This window comes from Mycobacterium sp., assembly GCF_049673265.1.
In the GTDB taxonomy this organism is placed as follows: Bacteria; Actinomycetota; Actinomycetes; order Mycobacteriales; family Mycobacteriaceae; genus Mycobacterium.
Genome location: NZ_JBATXN010000163.1, coordinates 1 through 2,335 on the forward strand (window position 1 = coordinate 1; position 2,335 = coordinate 2,335).

Here is a 2,335-nt window from a genome sequence, read left to right on the forward strand (position 1 = left end):
GGCAAGTCGGCGACAGGCCACCCGGCAACCGGGGCTGCCGCCGGCGCCACCAACGGCGACGCGGGGACCTCAGCGGCTCCCGCCGCCGGCACCGCGACAGCGAACTCCGGCGACGGCGCACACAGCACACGGCGCCGCCGCCGACGCCCCCGCAAGTCGGCGGGCGTGGCCGCCAATGCCAACTGAACCGGTGTCGCCCGACGCCTGATGGTCAAACCGGAACGCCGCACCAAGGCCGACATATTGGCCGCGGCAGCGATCGCAGCGGTGGTCGCGGTGGTTGCGGCGTTGATCTGGTGGACCAGCGATGCCCGCGCCACGATCAGCCGGCCCGGGACAGGAACTGCGCCCAGCCCGAGGTTGGCCCACCAGGTGCCGGATTCACTCAAGCAGCTCTGGACCGCCCCGAACGCGCCGACCGAACAGCCAGTGGTGGTCGCCGGAACCGTCGTGACCGCCGACGGACGCGCCGTGCAAGGGCGTTATCCGGACACCGGCAAGGTGCGGTGGAGCTACTCGCGCGGCACCGATCTGTGCGGGGTCACCGGGGTCTACCGCTTCGCCGTCGCGGTCTACCGCGACGACCGCGGTTGCGGTCAGGTCAGCACGATCGACGGATCCACCGGACGCCGCGGACCCGCCCGAAGCAGCTACGCCGACCAGCGTGTCCGGCTGACTTCCGACGGCACCACGGTGTTGTCGGCGGGTGATACCAGGCTGGAGCTGTGGCGCTCCGACATGGTCCGGATGCTCCCCTACGGCGAAATCGACGCTCGGGTCAAGCCGTCCTCGAAGGGACTGCACACCGGCTGCCGCTTCGTTTCGGCGGCTGCCAGCTCGGCGGCGGTATCGGTCCTCGGCGCGTGCGGCAGCCAGGTGGATCTGCGGCTCACCCTGCTGCGCCCCAGCAAGGAGGAAGACGAGCCGGAGGTGCGCGACGTCCCCGAGCCGGGGATCGGCGTGGGTTCCGGCGCCCGGGTGCTGACGGTCGCTGAGACCAAGACGCTGCTGTATCTGCCTGCGCCGCAGCCCAAAGTCGATGTGGTCGACGAGAGCGGGGTGACCGTGGCGAGCACGCTGCTGCCCAAGACGCCGTCGGCGGCCAGCGTCGTGTCGCGACCCGGCAACCTGGTGACGTGGTGGACCGGCGACAAGGTGATGGTGTTCGACGGGGCGACACTGGCCTACCGCTATTCGATTGCGGCCGCTGGGCCTTCGGTTCCGGTGGGGCCGGCGACGATGATGGCCGGCAAGTTGCTGGTGCCCGTCACGAATGGCATCGCCGTTTGTGATCCGGTCACCGGCACCGGCGAAGGTTTCCTGCCGGTGCCCCGGCCGCCGGCCAGCTCCCCGGTGATCCCGACCGTTTCGGGTGTGCAGGTGCTCGAGCAGCGCGGCAATACCCTGGTCGCCTTGGGCTGACCTCAGGCGTCGATGGTGAACGTCGGCAGCGCTTTGCCCGACTTCCAGTGTTTGAGCAGCATCTCGGCCAACTCTCGATAAGCGGAGGCGCCCTTATTCTTACGCGCGGCCATCACCGACGAGCCGGAGGCGCTGGCTTCGGCGAAGCGCACCGTCCGCGGAATCGGCGGCGCGAGCACCGGCAGGTCATAGCGGTCGGCGACATCGAGCAGCACGTCGCGGGTGTGGGTTGTGCGCGGGTCGTACAGCGTCGGCAACGCGCCCAATAACCGCAGCCCGGGGTTGGTGATCTGCTGCACGTCGGCGACCGTGCGCAGGAACTGGCCGACGCCGCGATGCGCCAACGTTTCGCATTGCAACGGCACGATGACCTCGTCGGCGGCCGTCAGCCCGTTGAGGGTGAGCACGCCCAGCGACGGCGGACAGTCGATGATGACCACGTCGAACTGGTCGCCGAGCTTGTCGAGCGCCCGTTTGAGCGCATACTCGCGGCCGGCCCGCATCAGCAGCATCGCCTCAGCGCCGGCGAGGTCGATGTTGGCCGGCAGCAGCGTCATACCCTCCGCGGTGTCGACCAAGGCGACGTCGGGGTCCACCTCACCAAGCAAGACCTCATGCACCGACACCGCCAACTTGTCCGGGTCTTGGCCCAGCGAGAAAGTCAGGCAGCCCTGCGGGTCGAGATCGACGAGCAGCACCCGCCGGCCCGCGTCCATCATCGCCGCGCCCAGCGAAGCCACCGTCGTCGTTTTGGCCACCCCGCCCTTCTGGTTGGCCACCGCCAATACTCGGGTGTTCGTCACAGGGGCCGCTCCTCTTCTACTTCGTCGCCACGGGCGTGCTATGGCCATCCTGGCATTAACCCCATGGTGCCCGCGCGCGGATCGCCCTGAGTCTCAGGCACAATCGGTCA

General features: G+C 69.3%; 2 protein-coding genes and 1 pseudogene. 2 read left to right on the plus strand and 1 reads right to left on the minus strand.

Translation table 11 applies throughout. The features are described from left to right. A pseudogene (locus tag WBF82_RS05730) lies at window positions 1–186 on the plus strand (DEAD/DEAH box helicase); the annotation flags it as partial. Between the two features lie 21 nt (window positions 187–207). Beyond that, window positions 208–1,422, plus strand: a complete 1,215-nt coding sequence (locus tag WBF82_RS05735) for a hypothetical protein (RefSeq protein ID WP_424382115.1) — start codon at window positions 208–210, stop codon at window positions 1,420–1,422. 2 nt (window positions 1,423–1,424) lie between these two features. Here WBF82_RS05735 and WBF82_RS05740 read toward each other — a convergent pair whose 3' ends face one another. Continuing rightward, entirely contained in the window at window positions 1,425–2,225 is an 801-nt protein-coding gene (locus tag WBF82_RS05740) for a ParA family protein (protein ID WP_424382116.1), read from the minus strand. Between the last annotated feature and the right edge of the window lie 110 nt (window positions 2,226–2,335).